This window comes from Pseudomonas sp. 21615526 (assembly GCF_013386245.1).
Taxonomy (GTDB): domain Bacteria; phylum Pseudomonadota; class Gammaproteobacteria; order Pseudomonadales; family Pseudomonadaceae; genus Aquipseudomonas.
The window spans coordinates 1-396 of sequence record NZ_JACAOM010000244.1; the positions used below are offsets into that span (position 1 = coordinate 1).

Below are 396 nucleotides of genomic sequence, written 5' to 3' on the forward strand. Positions count from 1 at the left end.
GATATCTTCCTGACGGCGGCGCGCCGCTTGGGTGTGGCACCGGAGGATTGCCTGGTGTTTGAGGATTCGCCGTTTGGCGTGACAGCGGCGAAGGCTGCGCACATGACCGCGATTGCGGTGCCGGATGAGGCGATGGCGGACAGCAAGTACCACCATGCCGACCAGGTTATTCGCAAGTTGGCGGAGTTTGATCTGGCGGCGTATGGGTTGCCGCCGATGCGTTGATCCCTCTGAAGCCACTGGATCAAAAATGTGGGAGCGGGCTTGCTCGCGAATACGGTGTGTCAGCCGATACATGTGCTGACTGATCCACCGTATTCGCGAGCAAGCCCGCTCCCACATTTAGTCCTGCGGTGCCTTGGGCAAGGTCTTCTGCCGCAAAATATAAACCGTCAC

1 protein-coding gene is annotated in these 396 nt (G+C 59.1%); it reads left to right on the forward strand.

Features of this window, described 5'->3' with window-relative positions:
* On the forward strand, window positions 1–225 hold a 225-nt coding region (locus HX786_RS31500), incomplete at its 5' end, for an HAD family phosphatase (protein WP_178913085.1).
* Between the last annotated feature and the right edge of the window lie 171 nt (window positions 226–396).